The sequence below is a fragment of the Salinimicrobium sp. 3283s genome, from assembly GCF_039602225.1.
In the GTDB taxonomy this organism is placed as follows: domain Bacteria; phylum Bacteroidota; class Bacteroidia; order Flavobacteriales; family Flavobacteriaceae; genus Salinimicrobium; species Salinimicrobium profundisediminis.
The window spans coordinates 648,540-673,404 of sequence record NZ_CP143631.1 but is presented as its reverse complement, the minus strand read 5'-3'; the positions used below and the strand labels follow the sequence as shown (position 1 = coordinate 673,404).

Sequence of the window (24,865 nt, the reverse complement as noted above, 5' to 3'; positions counted from 1 at the left end):
GTAGCGATATAAAAAGTAGGTTCAAAACCTTTTCTATTTTCATACTTTTTTATGCAGCTTTGTGTTAATTTTGTGCAAAACCCACTTCATGTATCAAAAGATAATCCGGCCCCTGCTTTTCAATATTGATCCGGAGAAGGTGCATTATTTCACCTTTTCTGCTCTTCGGAAATTGTTTCTTCTTCCCGTAAGCCAAAAACTTGTTCGAAAACAATTTGTAGTTGAAGATAAAAAGCTGGAGCGGGAAGTCTTCGGAATTAAATTTCCTAATCCTGTAGGTTTGGCCGCCGGGTTTGATAAAGATGCAAAGCTGTATAAAGAACTTTCTAATTTTGGCTTCGGATTTATTGAAATAGGAACCTTAACGCCAAAACCTCAACCGGGAAATGAGAAAAAAAGGCTTTTCAGGCTAAAAGAAGACAAAGCCATTATCAACAGGATGGGCTTTAATAATGGAGGGGTGACAGAAGCGGTAGAAAGACTGAAAAAGAACAACGGAGTTCTTATTGGCGGAAATATTGGTAAAAATAAAGTCACGGCCAATGAAAAAGCTGTTGATGATTATTTGATCTGCTTTAATGCCCTTTTTGAGCAGGTAGATTATTTTGTGGTCAATGTAAGTTCACCAAACACTCCAAATTTAAGGGAGCTGCAGGATAAAGAACCACTAACGAAATTGCTTAATACCCTACAACAGGAAAATTTAAAGCGCCCGGTGCAGAAACCAATCCTGCTTAAAATCGCACCCGATCTTACCGATTCCCAGCTCCTCGATATCATAGATATTATAAAAGAAACCGGGATTGCCGGAGTTATAGCCACCAACACCACCATTTCCCGCGAAGGTCTCACTTCAGCAGACAAAGATGAAACAGGAGGGCTAAGTGGACAGCCGTTAGCTAAACGTGCAACAGAGGTTATTCGTTTTCTTTCAGAAAAAAGCAATAAAGCATTTCCAATTATTGGAGTAGGAGGCATCATGTCTCCCGAAGATGCTATTGAAAAACTTGAGGCAGGGGCCGCTTTAGTACAGCTTTACACAGGTTTTATTTATGAAGGGCCGCAGTTAGTGAAGAAGATCAATCAGGCAATTCTAGCACGTTCCTAGTGGCGGGAGAACTCATAGCTTTTCTTGCAGCTGCCGTGCTGCTCACCCTTTCTCCCGGCCCCGATATAATTTATGTATTGGTCCAGGGTATGACCAATGGGAAAAAACACGGAATTGTTACTGCCCTTGGCCTGGTAAGCGGAATTATCGTTCACACCAGCCTTGTGGCTTTTGGGATTTCAGCAATAATTAAGCAGTCCGAAAATTTATTTCTAATGATCAGGCTCTTGGGAGCGGCATATTTATTCTACCTGGCCTGGAAGGTCTACAAAAGCGATTCGACAATAACCGTCAAAGCGCCGGCTGCCGAGCAAAAGAAGGAATTAGCTGCCCTCTTTAAAAGGGGATTTTTAATGAATGTTTTAAACCCTAAAGTCGCCATTTTCTTTCTCGCCTTTTTCCCGGGATTCCTTTGGGATCCACAAGGCAATACCGTTTACCAGTTCTACGTTCTCGGTTTTCTATTCATGCTTCAGGCTTTCCTTATTTTCGCTGCCGTTGCTATTCTTGCAGGAAAAATTTCTGTCTATCTTCAAAAGCACCCTGCCTCAGGCCAGATTTTTAAGTGGGTGCAGGTGGTGGTCTTCGTTGGGATTGGCGTGTTTATATTGGTATAGAGTAGAGATTATTAAGTAGTTATAACTGAGAAGAGGGTATTATCCTTTAGCAGTTAACCCTTAGCTTCTTTCTGATAAGATGGCGCGGATTTGTAATCGGTGCCGGGGTAAACATTAAAATAAGGCCCTGAAACAAGTTTATGGCGAAAAAATTCTACTTCCTACTTCAGAATCTCAATTCTCATATCTCAATACTAAATTCTATATTTGACTCATGGGGAAATTAAAAATTATTGAATGTCCGCGAGACGCTATGCAGGGAATTAAAAACTTCATTCCTACAGAAAAAAAAGTTCAGTACATTCAGTCTTTATTGCGCTGCGGATTCGACACTATTGACTTCGGAAGTTTTGTTTCTCCAAAAGCGATTCCTCAAATGGCCGATACTGCTGAAGTTTTATCTAAACTCGATCTTTCGAGAACACAAAGTAAGCTGCTGGCCATCGTTGCGAATACACGGGGCGCCCAGGATGCTTCCCAACATCCTGAAATAGACTATTTAGGCTATCCTTTTTCGATTTCTGAAAACTTCCAGATGCGAAATACCCATAAGACCATAGCCGAATCTGTTGAAACCCTGCAGGAGATCCTCAATATCGCCGATGCTTCGGGTAAAGAAGTGGTGGCATACCTGTCTATGGGTTTTGGAAACCCATACGGAGATCCGTGGGATGTGGAGATTGTGGGGGAGTGGACAGAAAAACTCTCCGGAATGGGTGTAAAGATCCTCTCGCTCTCAGACACTATTGGTAGTTCCACCCCCGATATTATTACTTACCTGTATTCAAATTTAATTCCGAAGTATCCAAAAATAGAATTTGGGGCACATCTTCATACCACTCCGGCAAAATGGTTTGAAAAAGTAGATGCGGCTTATAAATCGGGTTGCAAAAGATTTGATGGTGCGATACAGGGATTTGGTGGCTGCCCAATGGCAAAAGACGAGCTTACAGGAAACATGCCTACAGAAAAATTACTTTCTTACTTCACTTCTAAAAAAGACGATACCAATGTTAAAATGATGAGCTTTGAATCATCTCATAATGAAGCAACAAAAATATTTTCAACTTATCATTAGAAGAGTAGTGTTTCAAAATTTATATCTATAATTGCACTCTAAAATGCCATTTTTGAAGCGTAATTATATCTGTTTTTTTGTTGCCCTTTTATTTTTTCCGGGTGCTTATTCTTCAGTTTATGTTGAGTGGCAACAGGAACAGGATTCTGTTGCATTTTATGTAGACAAAGGGTTTTCTATGCTTAACAATGATTTTTCAACAGCGTTAAAAATCCTTGAGAAAGCAGATGCTCTGGCGGCAGCATCCAATGACCCTGAAGATAGGGCAGATGTGGCTTATGCTTATGGCTATGCCTACTATGTAAAAGGGAACTACGATCTTTCTCTTCAGTATTATCTGGAGGCCTTAGAGATCTATCAGGCAACCGGAAATCAACTTTCCGTGGCAAAAAGCCTGGTGGGGCAGGGGCTAATTCAGCAGGGGATTGACAGGAATGAAGCAGCAATTAATCTTTTTAATGAGGCTATTGATGCTTATAATGAATCTGGTGACCCTGCAAGGGCAAATCCTGCCTATCTTAATATTGCCATCTCACAAATTGAAGTGAAGGAATACGAAAAAGCACTGGATAACCTTCAAACGGCGCTGGAACTTTCGCAAAAGGCAGGACGTATAGATGTAGAACACCTCGCATTAAACCGAATTGCCCAGATCAACTTTTTCCGTGGGAATTACGACAAAGCCATAGAATTTTATTTTCGGGTGCTCAACCATCAAGCCGAACCTAGTAACTGGGAAAAATCTTTTACTTATGCGGGGCTGGCCCAGGTTTATGCTGCACAGGAAAAGTATGAGCTGGCAGAAGAGATGGGGCAAAAAGCACTTGTTTTTGCCAGGGACCTTCAATCTATTTGGGACCTGGAAAGGAATACCGGGATCTTATCAAATGTTTACCAAAGCCAGGGGAAGACTGCTGAGGCCTTTGAGTATTTGGCATTAAATCAAAAATACCGTGACTCCCTTTACAATCAAAATAAACTGCGGGCCATAAATTTACTCCAGCTGGAGAGCAAAGAAGGAGAGAATCCAAAGCTGCAGTCAGAAAAAGAAGCGGTAGAGAAGCAGCTTTTTACCAACAGAATTTTTCTTGCAATCTTGGTACTTGCGGTCTCATTGTTGCTGGTGCTGGCAATTTTATATAGAAAGAACATTCGGCAAAAAGAGCAATTTACTACGCAACTGCAAAAAAAGAACCAGACCATTTCTGAGCAAAATCGTCTTATCTCTAAGCAAAATGAAGATCTTTCAGAAATGAACGAGGCGAAAAACCGGCTTTTTTCAATCCTTTCTCATGACCTGCGTTCTCCATTGGCTTCTCTCGAGCAATTGCTGGGGCTTATTAAGTCGGGTGATTTTACACCAGAAGAGCAGGCATCTCTATTAGATGAAATGCTGGTGCAGGTTTCAGGTACTTCTTCAATGTTGCAAAACCTTCTGCACTGGGCCAACTCACAGCTGGAGGGTAGTAAAGTGAACATAGAAAAAGTTGACCTTCCGCAAAAGGCGGCAAAAATTATAAAGGCCTATTATCTCATTGCCAAGCGTAAAAACATCAAATTCATTCAGCAGCAAGTTGAAAACCTGCCCCCTGTAATGGTAGATCGCGGTCATATTTCTGTTATTCTGCACAACTTACTGTCAAACGCCATAAAGTTTACCCGAGAAGGAAAAGAAATCAACATCAGCTTTGAAGAGCAGGAAGAAACTGTGCTTATGAGCATACTTGACGGGGGAGAGGGAATATCGCAGGAGAAAATTAATGAGATCAAAAAATTTAATAACCGTATGATCTCTGAAATTGGTACGAGTATGGAAACAGGTACCGGAATTGGCCTTATGCTGGTCAAGCATTTTCTGGGAATCAATGAAGCTACACTTAATATCAAAAATCATCCAGGTAAGGGAGCAGAGTTCATTGTAGCTTTCCGGAAAGCCTGAAAATGAATTAATCAAATATAATTCTCTCTTCTGGCGAAAAGAATGTATATTTGCACGCAATTAAATCTTAATTGCCATGATCGCACACACCTCCAGGATCCTGGGCGAAGGACTCACTTACGATGACGTACTCTTAGTCCCTGCCTTTTCAGAAATCCTTCCCCGCGAAGTTAATATTCAATCTAAGTTTACCCGCAACATTGGCCTCAATGTGCCTATTGTTTCCGCAGCTATGGATACTGTGACCGAATCACGTATGGCTATTGCCATTGCACGTGAAGGAGGAATTGGTGTTTTGCACAAAAACATGACCGCCGAAGAACAGGCGCTCAAGGTGCGAAAAGTGAAGCGGGCAGAAAGTGGGATGATCATTGATCCTATCACCCTCCCAATTACAGCAAAGGTGAAAGACGCTAAAGAAAATATGCGTGAGCATAGTATTGGCGGTATTCCCATTGTTGATGAGGATGGTAAACTACTTGGAATAGTGACAAACCGCGATTTGCGTTTTGAAAAAAATAATAACAGGCCAATTTCAGAAGTAATGACTTCTAAGAATCTGGTTACTGTAGCCGAAGGTACTTCCCTTGAAGATGCCGAAGTGATACTGCAGCAGAACAAGATTGAAAAACTGCCAGTTGTAAATTCTGAAGATAAACTTGTTGGACTTATCACCTTCAGGGATATTACAAAGCTTACCCAAAAACCTATTGCCAACAAAGATTCCTTCGGAAGGCTTCGCGTAGCCGCTGCCATTGGCGTTACAGGTGATGCAGTTGAAAGAGCCGAAGCTTTGGTGAAAGCAGGAGTGGATGCCATTGTTATAGACACGGCCCACGGGCACACTAAAGGAGTGGTGACAGTACTTAAGGAGGTGAAAAGAAAATTCCCCGACCTGGAAGTAGTTGTTGGAAACATTGCTACCGCCGAGGCTGCCAAATATCTTGTAGAAGCCGGAGCCGATGCAGTAAAAGTGGGAATTGGCCCCGGATCAATATGTACTACAAGAGTGGTTGCCGGGGTAGGTTTTCCACAATTCTCGGCCGTACTGGAAGTTGCAGCAGCCATTAAAGGCAGCGGCGTTCCTGTAATTGCCGATGGAGGAATTCGCTATACAGGAGATATTCCAAAAGCTATTGCTGCCGGAGCCGATTGCGTGATGCTGGGTTCACTTTTGGCAGGTACCAAAGAATCGCCGGGAGAAACTATAATCTACGAAGGAAGAAAATTCAAATCTTACCGCGGAATGGGATCTGTAGAAGCTATGAAACAAGGCTCTAAAGATCGATATTTTCAGGATGTGGAAGATGATATCAAAAAACTGGTGCCCGAAGGTATAGTAGGAAGAGTGCCTTACAAAGGGGATCTTTATGAAAGTATCCACCAGTTTATAGGAGGCCTGCGTGCCGGAATGGGTTATTGCGGGGCAAAAGATGTTGCTGCCTTGCAGGAATCGGCTAAATTTGTGAAGATAACAGCTTCAGGAATAAACGAAAGCCATCCACATAATGTAACGATCACGAAAGAATCACCTAACTACAGCAGATAGTTCATAGTTCAGGAGTTTGTAGTTAAGAGTAGATAGCAAAGCCCAAAAAAAAGGAGGGTCTCAAAAATGGCATTTTTGAGACCCTCCTTTTTTTAGCTGTGTCAATGATTTCAGAGATTGACCTTCAGTCATTGCAGCACTTCTGACTGCTGATCACTAAATTTATTCTTTCACTACAATTCCTAATTTATCCAGAACTTTCATGGTAATATCAAATTCTTCAGCAGAATAGGCCAGGCTATTTCCGCCGGCATGGAAGATCTGGGTGTAATTCTCTTCCTGGATCACCTGTAGCATGGCAGCATTAATCTTCTCATAAAGTGCCTTGGTAAGTTCATTTCTCTTCATCTGCATCATTAGGCTGGCTTTTTGTCGAAAACCTTTTATGTCATTTTCAAGCCCCATGATCTCTGATTCTTTTGTTTTTCTGTCTTCTTCAGAAAAGGTTGTGCTGTTTGCCTGATAGTCTTTTACCAGGGTTTCGTACTTAGTAACGTTTGATTCAAGTTCTTTTTGAAGATCTTCATTGTAGGTTTTGAGTCCTTCGTTGACCTGGGCCATTTCAGGCAATTGGTTCAGGATATAATCGGCATCTATGGTTCCTATTTTTGACTGTGCAAAGGCTGTTAGACTAAGGAAGGTAAAGCTTAAAACTAAAAGATATTTTTTCATGATTTTGTTTTGATTTTCGCAAATATAAAGGAGCAGAGGCATTTATGAAGATTTTAAGAAAATATTTTTTTATTAATCTTCATAAAGCTGTCCGCGATGAGGTTTTAGAGCGTCACGAACCGCCGGCATTTCATCGTTAGTCACTACCAAAAAGGCAATGGCATGTGTTTCAGATAATTTTTCGCTACCCAAAATATTTATTGATAAAGCGTTGTTATTAAAGAATTCCTGTAAGTGATGAGCGTGATGTTTGGCGGTAATTTCGGAATCAGGGCCACGAAAATCCCAGATAAGTTTTAGTTTGCGTTCTTTAGACATGAGATGAAATTTGGCTTCTTTGACTTTAGCATAGCGAAAGCCACGCCAAAAGTAAAATTTTTGTGAAATTCTTTCGTTTTATCTGCAGGTTGGTATACTGTTTGGAATTCGTATTTTTGCGAACTCATAATATTTAAGACTAATTTGACTGTCAAAAAAAGACTTTTCTTCTTACTGTTTTTGGGCTTTTTAACCGGAAGCTGCAACCTGCTCAATGAACCCGAAGAGAAAGAGGTCATTGCACGCGTAAATGATGCATATCTGTACAGGGATGATGTAGCTACTTTAATTTCGGCCAACACTTCTCCTGAAGACAGTACACTTTTGGTAAATAACTTCATTACCCGATGGGCCACTCAAAAATTGCTGCTTGACAGGGCGCGGGTTAATTTGAGTAGTGAACAGCAGGCAGAATTTGATCGCCTGGTGCAGAACTACAAGAACGAACTTTATGCTAAAGCCTATACCGATGCTATCGTGGCCCGGGAACTCGACACCAGTATTTCAAGAGAGGCAGCCGAAGCTTATTACGAAGAAAATGGAGAGAATTTTTTTCTTAATGAGAACCTTGTGAAGGTGAGGTATATCAATATCACCAAGAACAACAAGGACTTTGAAACTATAAAAAAACGGTTTATCAGGTTTAACCAGGAAGACAGGCAGGCATTGCTGGATATGGCCATTCAGTTCAATTCATATTCGCTCAATGATTCTGTTTGGGTTAAAACAAAACAGGTTTACGATAAAATTCGGCCTTTAACGCCTCAGGACAATCCTGAATTCTTAAAAAACAAAAATTTTATGCAGCTTGAAGACTCATTAGGAGTATATTTGGTCTCTGTTGAGGATGTTAAGCTGCGCAATGAACAGGCGCCCCTGGAGTATTCCTTGCCGGGTATAAAGCAGATCCTGCTTAATAAAAGAAAGCTGGATCTCATTAAAAAATTAGAAAAAGACATTACACAAGATGCTATTAAAAATGACGAATTTGAGATCTATAATTAAATCACTGGGCCTATTATCCCTTATCGTGGGCGGGAGCAATGTTCATGCGCAGGAAGTAATAGTTACCGACAGTACCGCAATTGGTATTGAATCGGAAATTCAGCAAAAAATACAGGACAGGAGTGGCCGTTTTAAGGTAGATGGTGTAGCAGCAGTAATTGGTGATTTTGTTGTGCTTGAAAGTGATATTGATAAGATGTACCTTGAGCTTCAAAGCCAGGGCGTTTCTACTCAAGATGTGACCAACTGCAACCTTGCAGGGAGGTTAATGGAGAACAAGCTTTACGCTCACCACGCCATACAGGACAGTATCATAGTTTCTGATGCCGAGATCAATGCCAATATTGATCAGCAATTGGCTTATATGACCCAACAGGTAGGTTCTCTTGAAAAAGTACTCGAGTTCTATAAAAAGGATAGTGAAGCTGATTTTAGAGCTGAACTTTTTGAAATTAACAAGCAAAACAGGCTTGCTTCTGAAATGCAACGTAAAATTGTTGATGCTGTAGAGATCACACCTGAAGAGGTGAGGGCATTCTTTACAGAGATTCCCGAAGACGAGCGTCCTGTATTTGGGGATGAGGTTGAAATTGCACAGATCGTAGTGAAACCGGAAATTCCGCAGGAAGAAAAAGATGAAATTATAGCACGACTGAATGAAATGCGTGCAGATGTACTGGAGAATGGAGCCAGCTTTGCTACAAAAGCGGTTTTGTATTCTCAGGATCCAGGTTCGAGATCTTCGGGAGGAAAAATTACGCTTACACGTCAGGATCCTTTTGTAAAAGAATTTAAAGATGCTGCATTTTCCCTTCAGGAAGGGGAGGTGAGCAAACCCTTTAAGACTGAATTTGGTTATCACATTCTTATGGTCGATAAAATTCGTGGGCAGCAGGTAGATGTTCGTCACATCCTTTTAATTCCTGATGTTACCGAAGAGACCAAGCAAAAAGCTTTTGACGAAATAGAAAATGTAAGAGAAAGGATCAGTAATGAGGAAATTTCTTTTGCCGATGCTGCCAAAGAAGTTTCAGATGAAAAAGAAACTCGTGAAAGCGGAGGAAAGTTAGTAAATCCTACCACTGGTGATAATAGGTTTGAACTTACCAAAATTGATCCGTTGCTATACGAGCAGGTTGTCAATCTTGAGAAGGGAGAGGTTTCAAACATTATCACAGATCAGGACAATACCGGAAGACCTTTTTATAAATTAATCACTGTTACTAACAGGTACAAAGAACATAAGGCAGACTATGCCCAGGACTTTAACAAGATCAAAGAACTTGCACTTAGGGATAAGCAGCTTGAAGCTATTGAAAAATGGCAGGCAGAAAAGATCAAGGAGACGTATGTTAAGGTAAATGGAGAGTATCGAGATTGCGAATATTCCAGCAACTGGCTTAAGAAATAAATGACATTTTTGGCAGGTATGACAGATGTAGAAGCGGTAGAAAATCTGGTTAAACGGCATCAGCAATTAAGGCAGGAAATCGCCAAAAGAATTGTTGGCCAGCAACAAGTAATAGACCAGATCCTTTTATCTGTTTTTTCGGGAGGGCATTCCCTGCTTATTGGAGTTCCAGGCCTTGCCAAGACCCTGATGGTTGATACCATAGCCCAGGCCCTTGGGCTTAATTTTAAAAGAATTCAGTTTACTCCAGATCTTATGCCGAGTGATATTCTGGGCTCGGAGATATTAGATGAGAACCGGCATTTTAAATTTATAAAAGGTCCTGTTTTTGGCAATATCATTCTTGCTGATGAGATTAACAGAACTCCGCCTAAAACCCAGGCAGCCTTACTGGAAGCCATGCAGGAGCGATCGGTAACCGTGGCCGGTCAACATTATAAGTTAGACCTGCCCTATTTTGTGCTCGCAACCCAAAACCCCATTGAGCAGGAGGGTACCTATCCATTACCCGAGGCGCAGCTTGACCGGTTTATGTTCGCCATCAAACTGGAATATCCCTCCTTTGAAGAGGAAATTGAGGTAGTGAAGAATACTACATCAGATGAGGTAAAGGAGATAAATCCTCTATTTACCGCTCGTGAAATTGTCGATTTTCAGCACCTGATTCGACGCATACCCGTGGCCGATAATGTTGTGGAATATGCGGTAGACCTTGTGGGGAAAACCCGTCCCGAAGGAAATAGAGCTACCTCTCTTGTAAAGGAATATGTAGATTGGGGCGCCGGACCAAGAGCTTCTCAAAATCTCATTTTAGGAGCCAAAGCTAATGCAGCGGTAAGAGGAAAATTTTCACCCGATATTGAAGATGTGCAGGCAGTGGCCTTTGGAATTCTTAGGCATAGGGTGATTAAAAATTACAAAGCCGAAGCCGAAGGAATTTCGGAAGAGCATATTATCAAGAGTTTGCTCTAAGGTTTTTAGAGCTGATATAACTTCTTCGTGTGCATTACTGTTTACTTCCGAAGTATAGTGCACAAATTATTTTAGTTAATTGGTTCTTCTCCCTGTTATCTTCAGGAGTACTGTTTGCTGAATTACTAATAATCTTCCATCTATGCGATTCAGGAGCAGCTTCAAAAGACTGTCTCTCTTGTTGTTTAAAAGTGTTGTTGTACACTTGTTTTTGCTGAAAAAATCATCGGATGGAGGGTGCTTATTTTTCAGAAAGGATAAAATAAAGCTTCATATTTACCATATTCTTGTTTTTATGCTAATTTTATAGCATTAGCTTATTTTTATATATAGTTTTTTCATGAACTGCTAAATTATCTTCAGGTAATTTTCAGGTTTGGTTATAATTTTTTAAATCGGGCAGGAATTTGTAATTTTGCAACACTTCAGAATATTAATAAATTCAAGATATGGCATACGATATTGATATGATCAAGAAGGTTTACAGCCAGATGGGCGAGCGCGTTAATGCCGCACGTGAGGCTGTTGGTAAACCTTTAACCCTTTCAGAAAAGATCCTTTATTCTCACTTGTGGGATGGAAAACCGACTCAAAAATTTACCCGAGGTAAAGATTATGTAGAGTTTGCGCCAGACAGGATTGCCTGCCAGGATGCAACTGCTCAAATGGCTTTGCTGCAATTTATGCAGGCTGGGAAAAAGAACGTGGCCGTTCCTACTACAGTACACTGTGATCACCTGATCCAGGCAAAACTAGGGGCGCAGTTTGATTTACCAAGCGCAAAGAAATCCAGTGATGAGGTTTTTGACTTTCTTGAATCTGTTTCAAATAAATATGGGATTGGATTCTGGAAACCGGGAGCGGGAATTATTCACCAGGTAGTACTGGAGAATTATGCCTTCCCTGGAGGAATGATGATTGGTACAGATTCTCATACGGTGAATGCCGGTGGTCTTGGAATGGTTGCTATAGGTGTTGGTGGTGCAGATGCTGTAGATGTTATGGCAGGAATGGCATGGGAGCTAAAATTTCCAAAGCTAATAGGTGTTAAGCTTACAGGTAAGCTTTCTGGATGGACTTCATCAAAAGATGTGATCTTAAAAGTAGCTGGCATACTTACCGTTAAAGGTGGTACTGGAGCGATCATCGAGTATTTTGGTGAAGGTGCCGAATCAATGTCGGCTACCGGAAAAGGAACTATTTGTAACATGGGAGCTGAGGTTGGAGCAACTACTTCTACCTTTGGCTATGATGAATCTATGGCGAGGTACCTTCGTGCAACAAATCGTGCCGATGTTGCAGATGCTGCCAATGAAGTGAAAGAACACCTTACCGGTGATCCTGAAGTTTACGCTAACCCAGAGCAGTATTTTGATGAAGTGATTGAGATCAATCTTTCTGAACTTAAGCCTCATTTAAACGGGCCTTTCACACCAGATCTTGCTACGCCAATTTCAGAAATGGCTGAAAAAGCCAAAGAACATGACTGGCCAATTAATGTAGACTGGGGCTTGATAGGATCATGTACCAACTCTTCTTATGAAGATCTTACCCGTGCTGCTTCTATCGCAAAACAAGCAGTAGATAAGAAAATAAAAGCTAGGTCTGATTTTGGTATTAACCCCGGATCTGAACAGATTCGTTTTACTGCCGAAAGAGATGGTTTGTTACAAATATTTGAAGATCTTGATGCCACTATATTTACTAATGCCTGTGGGCCATGTATTGGGCAGTGGGATAGAAGTGACCGTAAAGGAGAAGAGAAAAATACTATTGTACATTCATTTAACCGAAACTTCTCAAAAAGGGCAGATGGTAACCCTAATACCCACGCTTTTGTAGGATCACCTGAAATGGTGGCTGCAATCGCAATTTCGGGAAGATTGGATTTTGATCCTTCCAGAGATACACTTCTTAATGAAGATGGGGAATATGTGAAACTTGATGAGCCAACAGGTCTTGAATTGCCTCCAAAAGGTTTTGATGTTGAAGATCCTGGATATCTTGCTCCTACCGAAGATGGTTCTAGCGTAGAGGTTAAAGTTAATCCTAACTCTGAAAGACTACAGTTACTTGATCCATTCCAGCCTTGGGACGGTAAAAATTTAACTGGAGCAAAACTACTTATTAAAGCCCATGGAAAGTGTACAACAGACCATATTTCTATGGCGGGACCATGGTTGCGCTTTAGGGGGCACCTTGACAATATATCAAACAACTGTCTAATTGGTGCTGTGAACGCCTTCAATATGAAAACCAACTTCGTAAAGAACCAGATTACCGGTGAATATGATGGTGTGCCTGCAACCCAACGAAAGTATAAAGCTGCGGGAATACCTACAGTGGTAGTTGGAGATCACAATTACGGCGAAGGTTCTTCCAGGGAACATGCTGCTATGGAGCCAAGGCATCTTGGAGTTAAAGTGGTGTTGGTGAAATCTTTTGCCCGAATTCACGAGACAAATTTGAAAAAACAGGGTATGTTAGGGATTACTTTTGCAAATGAAAGTGATTATGATCTTATCCAGGAAGATGACACTTTCAACTTTATCGATCTTGAAAGTTTTGCGCCAGATAAGCAGCTTACAATAGAAGTTGTGCATGCAGATGGCTCTAAGGATACTATTAAGGCAAATCACACCTACAACCTACCTCAAATTGAGTGGTACAGGGAAGGTTCTGCGCTTAACCTTATAAAGAAGCAGAACGCTGCTTAGAAAAAGCTTTTAATGTATATAAAACTCCCGCGCTAGCGGGAGTTTTTTGTTTAGGTATATACTAAAAACAGAAAAAGCAATTCTGTTTAGAATTGCTTTTTCCGAGAAAGTAGATGAGAACTCCGGAGGTTTATTTCCGGAGTTTTTTATTAAGTAATTTTTGCCCCCCAGTAAAAATTACTATTTGTTCTCATCTATTTATGGCAGGGATTCCAATTTACTCTTGTGTTTAAAAAGAACATCAAGCGTGGAAGATGGAATATCCTGATTATAAAGTGTTTGGTAATACAATTTAATGTTTTTTTTCTCTTTTTCATAGCAAACCTTCAAATTTAAATTGTTAAAGGTGTTGCGAGCCAAATAATCCAGCTTAAGAAAAACCGGTAAGAAACTTAAGACTGCAGTTCCAACTGCAGAAGCCTGTATAGAATTTTTAATGTTAAAAAGCAGTTTCCGCAGTTCAATTTTCGCCTTTTCCCTTATTTCTATAAGTTTGGCAATATTCTCAGCCATGTCTTTATCTTCCTGTTTTAAGTCGTAGTAAAGGACATAATACATTTGAAGTAGATCGTCGTTGGAGAGATCTAATTTTAAAAGCTGAGAGTATAACTGGAATTGCATCTTCTGGTAAATGAAAAATTACTAAAATAAATGTAGCATTTATTTTGTCTCAAGAAGATGCTAAAAATGTGATTAACAGAATTTTAGGTTTTTTTGTACGAAGTGTTGTAAGAAAAGTGAAAATCCTAAGGAGCTGAAATAAAATGAATTGGAGTAGGAGAGGAAAGTGTAATTGTTTTGAAAAGTGCCCAGAGCGGGACTCGAACCCGCACGCTCTAATGAACACATGGCCCTCAACCATGCCTGTCTACCAGTTCCAGCACCTGGGCTTTCTTTAAGATTTCTTTAACTAAATTTATTCTCCGTGTGAAGAAAATCAATGGTTTTCCCTTTTGGGGGTTTTACATTAATTTCTTGAAGAAAGAAGTGACCTGGCTGGGACTCGAACCCAGGACCCTCTCCTTAAAAGGGAGATGCTCTACCAACTGAGCTACCAGGTCAATATTTATAAGAACTTAATTTTGTGATCTGGCTGGGGCTCGAACCCAGGACCCTCTCCTTAAAAGGGAGATGCTCTACCAACTGAGCTACCAGATCTTGTTACTTGCATTTTTGCCAATGCGGGTGCAAATATACCCACATTAATTTATTTTTCAAGAAGAAATTGACATAAATTTGAAGATCATTTTAAAGTAGAGATTAAACTCCTTATAAATCATATAATTAAGCATGAAAATTATTCTCATTGGCTACATGGGTTCTGGTAAAAGTTCTGTTGGAAAGGCCCTTGCCACTCATTTATCTGTTAAATTCCTGGATCTGGATGACGAAATATGTGCAGAAGAAAATAAGACTATTCCTGAAATTTTTTCGACCAATGGAGAGATTTATTTTCGCAGAAAGGAAACAGAGGTGCTTAAAAAGCTTCTGGAGAGGGAGGAGAGTTATGTTCTTTCCCTGGGGGGAGGTACTCCCTGTTACGGGAAAAATATGCAATTGATCAAAGATACACCGTCTGTTACCTCGATATATCTCAAAACCGGTCTGCTTCAGTTGAAGGAAAGGCTAATAGTTGAAAAAGATAGCCGGCCATTAATACAAGACCTTAAAACTCCTGAAGTTCTAGAAGATTATATCCGAAAGCATTTGTTTGAGCGCACCTTCTACTACAATCAGAGTGACCTTACGGTTTTAACAGATGGTAAATCTGTAGAGGAGGTAGTGGATACGGTTGTGAAAAGCCTAGACTAGCTCCACTTTATCTTCTCCCGGCTTAAAATGTACTTTTACTGTTTCATGAATGGAAGTTGAAAGAGAGATGCCTTTAAAATCGGCCTTAACCGGATATTTTTTATGGCTCCTGTCAACCAGAACTGCAGTCTTGAAACGTTTAAGCGGAACATCCAGGAAGTGCCTTATTCCGTAGATCAAAGTGGTGCCCGAGTTTAAAACGTCATCTATTAATACAAGGGCTTTATTTTCATAATCCTGAGGTGACAAACTACTGGTGACGGCCTGCAGCGGATTCTTTTTATTCACTTTCACCTCACAGAGCAGTACTTCAAGATCAGAAATTTCCTGTAGTGCTGCCTGCAGCTTTTGCGCAAGCTGAAAGCCACTCTTGGCTATCCCCGCCAGGATGATCTGGTCTTCTTCAAGGTTGTTTTCGTAAATCTGGTAAGCGATCCTTCTTATTTTATGGTTGATCTGCTCATTGTTGAGAATCAAAACAGAATTTTTCTCCATGGGATGTTTTTTTAGATACTAATTGTAAGGTAAAGTTAATCAATCATCGTTGTCTTCAGGATCAAACCAGTCATCCAGCTCCCTTCTATCTTTCTTGGTAGGTCGGCCGGTACCTTTTTTTCGGTAATAGTCCTGGGAATATTTAAGCAGTTCTCTTTTTTCGAGTTCTTCCTGCGGAGTGATATCATTGATGTAAAGGTTAACTAACTTGGCACCCACCCGGCTTTTGGGAATATCCAGTACTTCTATCTGGTAATTAATTTGATTTTTCCTGACCTGAATTTGATCTGTCGCGAAAACTTCTCTGGAAGGTTTAACAATAGCCTCGTTCATTCGTACCTTTCCCTGTTTACACGCTTCGGTTGCTACACTTCGGGTTTTAAAATACCTCACGCACCATAAAAATTTGTCTACTCTCATCTTTGTGCTGTAAAATTCCTTCTATCTTCAGCAAAAATACAAGAATATTGTATCTTGCGGCCCTAAATTACCTATTGATGAAACTGAATAAATTTTTGTTTTTATATGTGCTTGCCGGTATCTCTTTAATGTCATGTGATAAGGATGATGACAGTCCCGAAGTTGTTCCTCCAAGAGATAGGGGAGAACAGGAGTTGGCAGACCAGGCTGCGCTGGATGCCTACCTGGATACTCACTTCTATAACTATGAAGAATTCGAGGCTGCTCCCGAAGGTTTCGACTATAAAATTGAAATTGATACCATTAACGCAGATAATGCCGGTAAAACTCCACTCAGTGAGTCGCCGTTGCTCGAGACAAAGAACTTTAACTATGAAGGGGTAAATTATACGTACTATGTTTTAAAGGTTCGCGAAGGAGCAAGCGAGATGCCGCAGCCAAAATTTAGCGACTCGGTTTTTGTTTCCTATAAGGGGACTCTTTTGAACCGCAGCACTTTTGATTCTTCACAAAATCCTGTGTGGTTTGATCTTGTGCAAACCATACCCGGCTTTGGCCTTGGGATTACAGGATTTCGTGGTGCTTCTGGTTTTGAAATACAGGAAGATAATTCCATAGAATGGAAAAATGATTATGGGGTAGGTGCTGTATTCCTGCCTTCTGGCCTTGCTTATTTCAACGCTTTTAGAGGAACTATTCCATCTTACAGTCCGCTTGTTTTTGCCTTTAATTTATACGGAGTAAATGAGGCAGATCATGACCGTGACGGAATTCCGTCATGGAGGGAAGATCTTAATGAAGATCAGCTGTTAATTAATGATGATACCGACGGAGATTTAGTGCCGAATTACGCTGATGCAGATGATGATGGCGATTTTATTCCTACCCGGGAAGAAATTTCTGATGAAAACGGAAATATTATTTTTCCTTATCCCGATTCAGATAACGATGGAACACCAGATTATCTGGATCCAAATAACTAAACAAAAAAAAGCCCCGAAAAGGGGCTTTTTTGATGCTTATAATTTAGTTCTTTTACAGGCTTAAGGAAAGTCCAAAAATGATCTGGCTGGGCCTCGTGTCTACCCTCTGCGGACCATTCCTACTGCCATCAAGTTGCATGAATTCTGCTTCATTCTCTTTTAGTGCTCTTTCGTATCTCACATCAACTCCTATTTTGCCTAATTGAACTCCTGCACCTAGCTGTGCACCAATGGTGAATTCCTCTTTGACGTCTCCCAGGTCAAAACCCTCAAAATCGTTATCTACCATGTATTGAAGGGTGGGGCCTGCAAAGATCTGGACAGGGCCAAGGATTTTGGTACCCACTAAAATGGGGAGGTCTATTTTAGAAACATTGTATTCTGATTCCTGTTGATTGAATTGATAGGTGCTTTTCGTGGTGGTGTAGACCAGTTCGGGTCTTAAGAAGAAGCCAAGGAGGTTTGCCTGGTAGAAAACGCCAAAATGATATCCCATCTTGCTCTCTCCGCCTTCCAGTACATCTTCACCGGCATTAGAAAAGTCGTTATAGGTGAGTTCTCCATTATCGGCATAATTTATACCGCCTTTTACTCCAAATCCACTTTGTGCTATTGCTGTGGAAGTAGTTACAAACATTAAAATAAAAAAGTACTTTTTCATACAAGCTTTGTTTTAGAAGTTAAGTATAAAACGGAATATAAATATTTTTATTTGCTCAAAAATAAAGCCTCTCAAAAATGTCATTTTTGAGAAGCTTTAGAATAGTTTTAAGCTGAAAAAATTATTTCCTTTTGATGACCTTCTCTGAAGCCTTTACAATAGCAGCAGCATTTAATCCATACTTTTCCATAAGTTGCTCGGGTGTACCACTTTCACCAAAGGTATCCATGGTAGCAACGAATTCCTGCGGGGCAGGGTGATTATGTGTCAGCGTACGGGCAACACTTTCCCCAAGCCCTCCAAGAATATTGTGTTCTTCGGCAGTGACTACACAGCCGGTTTTTCCTACAGAAGCTAAAATTGCAGCTTCATCTAAAGGTTTGATCGTGTGTATGTTGATCACTTCAGCTGAAATTCCTTTCTCTTCAAGTTGTTCAGCGGCTTGTAGTGCTTCCCAAACCAGGTGGCCTGTTGCGATGATTGTCACATCTTTCCCTTCGTTCAGTAAAATAGCTTTTCCTATCTCGAATTTTTGATCTGCAGGAGTGAAATTTGCCACTTTTGGACGCCCAAAGCGTAAATAGACCGGCCCATCATATTCTGCAATAGCAATGGTAGCTGCTTTTGTCTGGTTGTAATCACAAGGATTGATTACAGTCATTCCCGGCAACATTTTCATGAGTCCTATGTCCTCAAGGATCTGGTGAGTCGCACCATCTTCACCAAGAGTAAGGCCTGCGTGAGAGGCGCAAATTTTCACATTCTTTCCTGAATAGGCTATTGATTGTCTTATCTGGTCATAGACCCTTCCGGTTGAGAAGTTGGCAAATGTTCCTGTAAAAGGAATTTTTCCTCCAATGGTCAATCCGGCAGCGATGCCCATCATGTTAGCTTCAGCAATACCAACCTGGAAAAATCTTTCAGGGTTTTCATCGATGAAATCCTGCATTTTTAAAGAGCCAACCAAATCTGCACAAAGAGCAACCACATTAGGATTGGTTCTGCCAAGTTCGGTGAGTCCGGCTCCAAAACCAGAGCGCGTATCGTTTTTACCTGTATCTGTATATTTCTTCATTTTTTCTAGTCTGGTGGGTTAGTAGTCTCCTAAAGTTTCAGGGTTTTGAGCAAGGGCTTTCTCCAGTTGCTCATCATTTGGAGCAACTCCGTGCCACTTGTGGCTTCCCATCATGAAATCTACGCCGTGCCCCATTTCGGTATTCAGCATAATTGCGACGGGTTTTCCTTTCCCGGTAAGGCTTTTAGCTTTATTAAGGCCTTCGCGTATTTGGTCGATGTCATTTCCTTTTTCAATCTCCAGCACTTCCCAGCCAAAAGCTTTAAATTTTTCGACAAGGTTCCCCATAGGCAAAACATCATCTGTACAACCATCTATTTGCTGATAATTGCGATCTATAGTAGAGATTAAATTATCTACTTTTTTAGCAGCCGCATACATGATTGCTTCCCAGTTTTGGCCCTCCTGTAACTCGCCATCACCATGAAGGGAGTAAACAAGGTGTGAATCGCCATTCAGTTTTTTTGCGTTTGCAGCGCCTAATGCTACAGAAAGTCCCTGGCCTAATGAGCCAGAAGCTATTCTTACCCCTGGCAGGCCTTCGTGGGTTGTGGGGTGCCCCTGAAGACGGGAATCAATTAATCTAAAGGTGTTGAGTTCTTCCACAGGAAAATATCCGCTACGGGCAAGAACACTGTAGAACACCGGGGAGATATGGCCGTTGGAAAGGAAGAACAGGTCTTCATCAATTCCATCCATATCAAATCCTTCTTTACGGTGCATTACTTCCTGATAAAGGACGCTTAAAAATTCGGCGCAACCCAAAGAGCCTCCGGGGTGTCCCGAATTTACCTTGTGAACCTGCCTTACAATGTCCCTTCTCACCTGGGTGACAAAATCTTGTAGTTGTTGTGTGTCTGACATCTGGTTTTTATTAAATGTCCTGCAAAAATACTATTTTATCAATGCTTTGGAAATCAACCCGACTCAATTCTTCTAAAAGCTTTGAACAATTGTTTGAGTAATTGTCGAGACTTTTAAATCTTTCATATTTCTTCGGAAGTTTGGCCTCTTTCAGATATTGCCTAAAGCCGGCGCGGATTTGTAATCCGTGCCGGGAAAATTTCAATCTGAAGTTTTGCCACAGATGCACAGATATTTTTTCATCTGACGCAGATTTGTAATCCGTGCCGAAACGAAACTTTCAGCTGGCGCGGATTTACAATCCGTGCCGGGAAGACTCTACCTGAAGTTTTGCCACGAATTCACAAATATTTCCTTTGTGCTCTCCTGCATTTTCTAATTTATTTTCACAATGCTGGCGCGGATTTGCAATCCGTGCCGGGGAAGACTCGATCTGTTTTGCCACGAATCCACGAATATCTTCTTTGTACTCTCTTGCATTTTCTAATTTATTTGCCAAAGCTGGCGCGGATTTGCAATCCGTGCCGAAACGAAACTTACAGCTGGTGCGGATTTGTAATCCGTGCCGAAACGAAACTTACAGCTGGTGCGGATTTGTAATCCGTACCGGGAAAATTTCAATCTGAAGTTTTGCCACAGATGCACAGATATTTTTTCATCTGACGCAGATTTGCAATCCGTGCCGAAACGAAACTTTCAGCTAGCGCGGATTTGCAATCCGTGCCGAAACCCAGCCCTTCAGCTGGCGCAGATTTGTAATCCGTGGTGAAACTAAACCTTCACCTGGTGCACATTCGCAATTGGGGCGGAGCGATTTCCGTAGAACATTAGAAAATTTCTGCGGGCTATCCTCTAATCCCTGCCAACGAAAAATACCTATCTTTGCGCCCATTAAAATTGTTTATGAAATTTGAATTAGCAGTTACCGATACGGGTAGCAGTGCCCGCGCAGGTGTGATCACTACAGATCACGGAACCATTGAAACTCCCATCTTTATGCCGGTAGGTACAGTGGCTTCTGTAAAAGGTATTAGTCAGAAAGATCTTAAGGAAGAGGTGAATCCCGATATTATCCTGGGAAATACATACCACCTGTACCTGCGCCCACAAACCGAAATTCTGAAAAAAGCAGGTGGGCTCCATAAGTTTATGAACTGGGACAGGAACATTCTTACCGATAGTGGTGGGTACCAGGTATATTCTCTTGCCGACAGAAGGAAGATCAAGGAGGAAGGTGTGCGGTTTAAATCTCATATTGATGGCTCTTACCACAATTTTACTCCCGAAAATGTGATGGAAATTCAGCGCCTTATAGGTGCAGATATTATCATGGCCTTTGATGAATGCACCCCGTATCCCTGTGATTATCGCTACGCAAAGAATTCCATGCACCGCACCCATAGGTGGCTGGACAGGTGTATCACACATTTTGATAAAACGCCACCTCTTTATGGTTATTCCCAGGCGCTCTTTCCTATTGTGCAGGGAAGTACTTACAAAGATTTACGGGAAGAGTCGGCAGAGTATATAGCTTCAGCAGGAGCAGAGGGTAATGCCATTGGTGGACTTTCTGTTGGGGAGCCGGCAGAAGAAATGTACGCAATGACCGAGGTGGTCACTAATATACTTCCGAAGGAAAAACCACGCTACCTTATGGGAGTGGGAACTCCAATTAATATTCTTGAAAATATTGCTTTGGGTGTAGATATGTTTGATTGTGTAATGCCTACCCGAAATGCCAGAAATGGAATGTTGTTTACGGCTCACGGCACAATTAATATCAAAAATAAGAAGTGGGAAGATGACTTTAGCCCTATTGATGAATCTGGCGCTACCTACGTTGATACTTTTTACACAAAAGCTTACCTTCGTCACCTCTTTACTGTGAACGAAATGCTTGGCAAGCAAATTGCTACCATGCACAACCTTGGCTTCTACCTGTGGTTGGTTCGAGAGGCAAGAAAACATATCTTAGCCGGGGACTTTGCTTCCTGGAAAAGCAAAATGGTACAGCAAATGGACAAACGTTTATAATTTGAAGATCCTTGACTGGTACATACTAAAGAGATACCTGGGGACATTCGTGTTAATGCTGCTCCTCTTTATTCCTATTGGGATAACGGTGAATCTTGCCGAAAAGATTGATAAGATCCTTCAGAACGAAGTGCCTTTTTGGGAAGTAGTGAATTACTATATTGATTTCACCATCTACTTCGCGAACTTACTTTTTCCTCTGTTTCTGTTCCTCTCAGTGATTTGGTTTACTTCTAAGTTGGCACAGAACACCGAGATTATTGCATTTTTGAGTAGTGGTGTTTCCTTTTGGCGTTTTCTTCGCCCTTATATGATAGGGTCTACTATAGTGTGTGTCGCAGCCCTTGTTCTGGGAATGTATCTTGCTCCCAGTGCAAGTAAAGGTTTTAATGAATTTAAGTACACCTACTTAAAAAGGAGTAGCGATGTACAGGAGACCAGTGATGTTTACAGGCAAATTAATGGTAATGAGTTCATTTATGCTTCTCACTTTCAACCCCGAATTAATTCGGCTCAGAATTTTACCCTGGAGCATTTTGAAGGGAATAAACTTAAATATAAGATAAGTGCGTCAAGGCTAAAATTGAATGAAGAAGATTCTACCTACACCCTCACCAACTACCACAAAAGGATCATTGGTGAAGATGGAGATAAATTGATTTCTGAAATTAGTAAAGATACTGTCCTGCCATTTGATTTTGATGAACTTACGCCGGTGTCTTACATGGCAGAGACACTTAATTATAATGAACTCGAAGCTTTTATTGAGCAGGAAAAAGGTAGGGGTTCTGGGAATATAAATCGATATAAAGTGGTGGCTTATAAACGCTGGAGTCTTCCGGTTTCTGCTTATATTCTTACAATAATTGCTGTTGCGGTTTCTTCTATGAAACGCCGCGGCGGTATGGGAGTTAACCTTGCTCTGGGAATTACTTTGGCCTTTATATTTATTTTCATGGATAAGGTATTTGGGACCATTGCCGAGCAAAGTACCTTCTCACCGCTGTTGGCTGTATGGTTCCCTAATATGTTCTTCGGAGTTTTAGCTGCTTACCTGCTCTGGAATGCTAAGCGATAAAGTTAAGGCTTACCTGCACTTTCACTTCATTGTGTTTATCTGGGGGTTTACCGCAGTCTTAGGGGCATTGATCACCTTAGATGCCGTACCATTGGTGTGGTACAGGATGTTATTGGCCAGCGGCTTTATCTTTCTCTGGATCAAGTGGAAGAAAAAGAACCTGAAGCTGGCACCGGGAAGAATTAAAGTGATGCTAATTGCCGGCGTGGTTATTGCCGTGCACTGGTTAACCTTCTTTGGAGCCATTAAGGTTTCCAATGTTTCCATTACCCTGGCACTTCTTTCTACAGGAGCTTTTTTCACCTCTATTCTTGAACCCATTTTTTACAAACGTAAAGTTATATGGTATGAGATCCTTTTAGGGATAGTGGTGATTTGTGGGCTGTACATTATTTTTAAAGTGGAGACAGAATACGTTCTTGGAATCCTGCTTGCTCTACTTTCTGCTTTTCTTTCTTCAGTTTTTTCTCTTATTAACGGCAAACTGGCTAAGCAGGAAGATGCCTCAGTAATTTCATTTTACGAACTGCTTACTGGTGCCGGTGCCATCACCGTTTATCTTCTTTTTCTTTCTTTCTTCGGAAATAGCAGTAGCTCTGGGTTTAGCACAGAGTTCTTCAATGTTTCGGCGGCAGACTGGATTTACCTGTTTATTCTGGCTTCCTTCTGTACCGCCTATGCTTTTATAGCTTCTGTAGCTGTTATGCGGCACTTGAGTCCATATACTATAATGCTTACTATAAATTTAGAACCTGTGTACGGAATTCTGCTCGCCTTTTGGGTCTTCGGAAGTGATGAGGCTATGAATCCGGGGTTTTATTACGGTGCAGCAATCATTTTGATTACCGTAATCCTGAATGGCTTTTTGAAGACAAGGAGAAAATTCAAAAAACTGCCGAAAGCTAGCTCTTAAGTTTCTTATATTTGTAAGCTAATTAAAAACAACCCATAGCTCATTATGGAATATTTAGATTTTGAATTACCTATAAAAGAGTTGGAAGAGCAGTACCAGAAAGCTTGTGCCATTGGTAAGGAAAGTGATGTTGATGTTACAGCTACATGTCGTCAAATTGAGAAGAGACTCACCGAAACCAAAAAAGAGATCTATAAGAATCTTACTGCCTGGCAAAGGGTTCAGCTTTCACGCCATCCAAACCGCCCCTATACATTAGACTACATAAACGCTATTTGTGGTGACACTTTTCTGGAACTTCATGGAGATCGAAATGTAAAAGATGATAAAGCCATGATTGGAGGCCTTGGAAAAATTGGCGATCAAAGCTACATGTTTGTGGGGCAGCAAAAGGGATTTAATACAAAAACCCGGCAGTACCGCAATTTTGGAATGGCAAATCCTGAGGGTTATAGAAAGGCGCTCCGCCTAATGAAATCTGCCGAAAAATTTGGAATCCCTGTAGTAACTTTTGTAGATACTCCTGGAGCCTATCCCGGGCTTGAAGCTGAAGAAAGAGGGCAGGGAGAAGCAATCGCCCGAAATATCCTCGAAATGACCAGGCTTAAAGTACCCATTATCGTTGTGATTATTGGTGAAGGAGCCAGTGGTGGCGCTCTGGGTATTGCTGTGGGAGATAAAGTACTCATGCTCGAAAATACATGGTACTCTGTGATCTCCCCCGAATCCTGTTCGTCAATTTTATGGCGAAGCTGGGAGTACAAAGAAAAGGCAGCCGATGCTTTGAAGCTTACTGCTAAAGATATGAAAAAGCAAAAGCTCATAGACGAGATCGTAAAAGAACCAGTTGGCGGTGCACATAGCAACAGGGAAATGACATTTTCTATAGTAAAAGATGCCATTTCTGAAGCTTATGAAGACTTTAAAAACTTATCACCAGATGAACTGGTGAAAAAACGAATGAACAAATATTCTCAAATGGGAGTATTTAAAGGTTAAATCCTTATTACATAAGACAGGAAAAAATCCGGAGAGAAACCCTTCGGATTTTTTTGGCCTTATCAACAAAATTTTTAAGTTATGAACAGTTAAAATGTTCATAACCTGTGAACTAAGTAAAGCCTTTTTCGGCTAAATTCTATAC

24 protein-coding genes and 3 tRNA genes are annotated in these 24,865 nt (G+C 41.0%); 15 read left to right on the top strand and 12 right to left on the bottom strand.

Features of this window, described 5'->3' with window-relative positions; translation table 11 throughout:
* The first annotated feature begins 88 nt into the window (after positions 1–88).
* The 5 genes from VS868_RS02910 (at position 89) to guaB (ending at position 6,291) form a co-directional block, all read left to right on the top strand.
* Positions 89–1,108, top strand: coding sequence for a quinone-dependent dihydroorotate dehydrogenase (locus VS868_RS02910; RefSeq protein ID WP_345599128.1), 1,020 nt, complete (start codon positions 89–91; stop codon positions 1,106–1,108).
* On the top strand, positions 1,108–1,725 hold the full coding sequence (locus VS868_RS02905) for a LysE family translocator (protein ID WP_345599127.1): 618 nt from the start codon (positions 1,108–1,110) through the stop codon (positions 1,723–1,725). Before VS868_RS02910 ends, VS868_RS02905 begins: the two co-directional genes overlap by 1 nt.
* 214 nt (positions 1,726–1,939) lie before the next feature.
* Positions 1,940–2,803, top strand: coding sequence for a hydroxymethylglutaryl-CoA lyase (locus tag VS868_RS02900; RefSeq protein ID WP_266069962.1), 864 nt, complete (start codon positions 1,940–1,942; stop codon positions 2,801–2,803).
* A 52-nt stretch (positions 2,804–2,855) separates the two neighbouring features.
* Positions 2,856–4,742 (top strand): tetratricopeptide repeat protein, encoded by a 1,887-nt coding sequence (locus VS868_RS02895; protein ID WP_345599126.1) that lies wholly within the window; start codon positions 2,856–2,858, stop codon positions 4,740–4,742.
* Positions 4,743–4,818: 76 nt separating this feature from the next.
* Entirely contained in the window at positions 4,819–6,291 is a 1,473-nt protein-coding gene (guaB, locus tag VS868_RS02890) for an IMP dehydrogenase (RefSeq protein WP_345599125.1), read from the top strand.
* Between the two features lie 162 nt (positions 6,292–6,453).
* Here guaB and VS868_RS02885 read toward each other — a convergent pair whose 3' ends face one another.
* Together VS868_RS02885 and VS868_RS02880 are read right to left on the bottom strand one after the other, a co-directional pair.
* The gene (locus VS868_RS02885) at positions 6,454–6,963 is read right to left on the bottom strand and encodes an OmpH family outer membrane protein (protein WP_266069966.1); all 510 of its coding nucleotides are present in this window, start codon (positions 6,961–6,963) and stop codon (positions 6,454–6,456) included.
* 72 nt (positions 6,964–7,035) lie between these two features.
* Positions 7,036–7,281: a hypothetical protein gene (locus VS868_RS02880; protein ID WP_266069967.1), complete on the bottom strand. Its 246-nt coding sequence runs from the start codon at positions 7,279–7,281 to the stop codon at positions 7,036–7,038.
* 144 nt (positions 7,282–7,425) lie between these two features.
* On the opposite strand from VS868_RS02880, the gene VS868_RS02875 reads away from it, so the two are divergent.
* The 4 genes from VS868_RS02875 (at position 7,426) to VS868_RS02860 (ending at position 13,386) form a co-directional block, all read left to right on the top strand.
* Positions 7,426–8,286: a peptidyl-prolyl cis-trans isomerase gene (locus VS868_RS02875; RefSeq protein WP_266069969.1), complete on the top strand. Its 861-nt coding sequence runs from the start codon at positions 7,426–7,428 to the stop codon at positions 8,284–8,286.
* Positions 8,261–9,697 (top strand): peptidylprolyl isomerase, encoded by a 1,437-nt coding sequence (locus tag VS868_RS02870; protein WP_345599124.1) that lies wholly within the window; start codon positions 8,261–8,263, stop codon positions 9,695–9,697. The genes VS868_RS02875 and VS868_RS02870 overlap by 26 nt, the downstream gene beginning before the upstream one ends.
* 18 nt (positions 9,698–9,715) lie before the next feature.
* Positions 9,716–10,669, top strand: coding sequence for a MoxR family ATPase (locus VS868_RS02865; protein ID WP_345599817.1), 954 nt, complete (start codon positions 9,716–9,718; stop codon positions 10,667–10,669).
* A 449-nt stretch (positions 10,670–11,118) separates the two neighbouring features.
* A complete protein-coding gene (locus tag VS868_RS02860; RefSeq protein WP_345599122.1) occupies positions 11,119–13,386 on the top strand; it encodes an aconitate hydratase in 2,268 nt (755 codons plus the stop codon).
* Positions 13,387–13,584: 198 nt separating this feature from the next.
* Here VS868_RS02860 and VS868_RS02855 read toward each other — a convergent pair whose 3' ends face one another.
* From VS868_RS02855 to VS868_RS02840, 4 genes are all read right to left on the bottom strand, one after another.
* Complete coding sequence (locus VS868_RS02855; RefSeq protein ID WP_345599121.1) at positions 13,585–14,007, bottom strand: hypothetical protein; 423 nt, start codon at positions 14,005–14,007, stop codon at positions 13,585–13,587.
* 185 nt (positions 14,008–14,192) lie between these two features.
* Positions 14,193–14,276, bottom strand: a tRNA-Leu gene (locus VS868_RS02850).
* A gap of 98 nt (positions 14,277–14,374) precedes the next feature.
* Positions 14,375–14,447: transfer RNA gene (locus VS868_RS02845), tRNA-Lys, on the bottom strand.
* A gap of 24 nt (positions 14,448–14,471) precedes the next feature.
* Positions 14,472–14,544 (bottom strand) — tRNA-Lys (locus VS868_RS02840).
* Positions 14,545–14,676: 132 nt separating this feature from the next.
* Here VS868_RS02840 and VS868_RS02835 point away from each other — a divergent pair.
* Positions 14,677–15,198 (top strand): shikimate kinase, encoded by a 522-nt coding sequence (locus tag VS868_RS02835; RefSeq protein ID WP_345599120.1) that lies wholly within the window; start codon positions 14,677–14,679, stop codon positions 15,196–15,198.
* Here VS868_RS02835 and VS868_RS02830 read toward each other — a convergent pair.
* Both VS868_RS02830 and VS868_RS02825 read right to left on the bottom strand, forming a co-directional pair.
* Entirely contained in the window at positions 15,190–15,693 is a 504-nt protein-coding gene (locus VS868_RS02830) for a phosphoribosyltransferase family protein (RefSeq protein WP_345599119.1), read from the bottom strand. The genes VS868_RS02835 and VS868_RS02830 overlap by 9 nt on opposite strands.
* A 39-nt stretch (positions 15,694–15,732) precedes the next feature.
* Positions 15,733–16,113, bottom strand: a complete 381-nt coding sequence (locus VS868_RS02825) for an RNA-binding S4 domain-containing protein (protein ID WP_266069975.1) — start codon at positions 16,111–16,113, stop codon at positions 15,733–15,735.
* Between the two features lie 77 nt (positions 16,114–16,190).
* Between VS868_RS02825 and VS868_RS02820 the strand changes: the two genes are divergently transcribed.
* On the top strand, positions 16,191–17,096 hold the full coding sequence (locus VS868_RS02820) for an FKBP-type peptidyl-prolyl cis-trans isomerase (protein WP_345599118.1): 906 nt from the start codon (positions 16,191–16,193) through the stop codon (positions 17,094–17,096).
* Between the two features lie 52 nt (positions 17,097–17,148).
* Here the strand turns inward: VS868_RS02820 and VS868_RS02815 are convergent, their stop codons facing one another.
* The 4 genes from VS868_RS02815 to VS868_RS02800 all read right to left on the bottom strand — a co-directional run bounded on the left by VS868_RS02815 (position 17,149) and on the right by VS868_RS02800 (position 20,195).
* Positions 17,149–17,757 (bottom strand): outer membrane beta-barrel protein, encoded by a 609-nt coding sequence (locus tag VS868_RS02815; protein ID WP_266069977.1) that lies wholly within the window; start codon positions 17,755–17,757, stop codon positions 17,149–17,151.
* A gap of 121 nt (positions 17,758–17,878) precedes the next feature.
* Positions 17,879–18,832, bottom strand: a complete 954-nt coding sequence (locus VS868_RS02810; RefSeq protein ID WP_266069978.1) for a transketolase family protein — start codon at positions 18,830–18,832, stop codon at positions 17,879–17,881.
* Between the two features lie 18 nt (positions 18,833–18,850).
* On the bottom strand, positions 18,851–19,696 hold the full coding sequence (locus tag VS868_RS02805) for a transketolase (RefSeq protein WP_345599117.1): 846 nt from the start codon (positions 19,694–19,696) through the stop codon (positions 18,851–18,853).
* Positions 19,697–19,991: 295 nt separating this feature from the next.
* A complete protein-coding gene (locus VS868_RS02800; RefSeq protein ID WP_345599116.1) occupies positions 19,992–20,195 on the bottom strand; it encodes a hypothetical protein in 204 nt (67 codons plus the stop codon).
* 404 nt (positions 20,196–20,599) lie between these two features.
* Here VS868_RS02800 and tgt point away from each other — a divergent pair, with 404 nt between their 5' ends.
* Genes tgt through VS868_RS02780 form a run of 4 tightly spaced genes read left to right on the top strand, consistent with a single transcriptional unit; the run spans position 20,600 to position 24,720 of the window.
* Positions 20,600–21,730, top strand: coding sequence for a tRNA guanosine(34) transglycosylase Tgt (tgt, locus tag VS868_RS02795; protein ID WP_345599115.1), 1,131 nt, complete (start codon positions 20,600–20,602; stop codon positions 21,728–21,730).
* A gap of 1 nt (position 21,731) precedes the next feature.
* Positions 21,732–22,808 (top strand): LptF/LptG family permease, encoded by a 1,077-nt coding sequence (locus tag VS868_RS02790; RefSeq protein ID WP_345599114.1) that lies wholly within the window; start codon positions 21,732–21,734, stop codon positions 22,806–22,808.
* Positions 22,795–23,721: a DMT family transporter gene (locus tag VS868_RS02785; RefSeq protein ID WP_345599113.1), complete on the top strand. Its 927-nt coding sequence runs from the start codon at positions 22,795–22,797 to the stop codon at positions 23,719–23,721. Before VS868_RS02790 ends, VS868_RS02785 begins: the two co-directional genes overlap by 14 nt.
* A gap of 45 nt (positions 23,722–23,766) precedes the next feature.
* Positions 23,767–24,720 carry an acetyl-CoA carboxylase carboxyltransferase subunit alpha gene (locus VS868_RS02780; RefSeq protein ID WP_345599112.1) on the top strand — a complete coding sequence of 318 codons (954 nt, stop codon included), beginning with the start codon at positions 23,767–23,769 and terminating at the stop codon, positions 24,718–24,720.
* Positions 24,721–24,865 lie beyond the last annotated feature (145 nt).